General features: G+C 30.8%; 1 protein-coding gene. It reads left to right on the plus strand.

Features of this window, described 5'->3' with window-relative positions; translation table 11 throughout:
• A partial coding sequence (locus SB753_RS41665) for an MFS transporter (RefSeq protein WP_410805769.1) occupies nt 1–234 on the plus strand: 234 nt, incomplete at both ends.

Here is a 234-nt window from a genome sequence, read left to right on the forward strand (position 1 = left end):
ACTAAAGAACAGAGATTTTTTATGCTTATTTTTAAGTGCCACAACAAGTAAGTTGGGCACGTCTTTTTTTCAAATTGCACTGCCCTTATTAGTATCTGATTTGACTAAATCACCAAGTTTAATGGTATTAACATTTGTTTTAGAAATTACGCCTCAAGTATTGTTTAGTTTGTTAGGCGGAGCCTTAGCTGATCGTATAAGTAAGAAATACATTTTATTAATAGGTGATATTTT

It is taken from the genome of Paraburkholderia sp. SIMBA_053, assembly GCF_046534895.1.
Lineage (GTDB): Bacteria > Pseudomonadota > Gammaproteobacteria > Burkholderiales > Burkholderiaceae > Paraburkholderia > Paraburkholderia caledonica.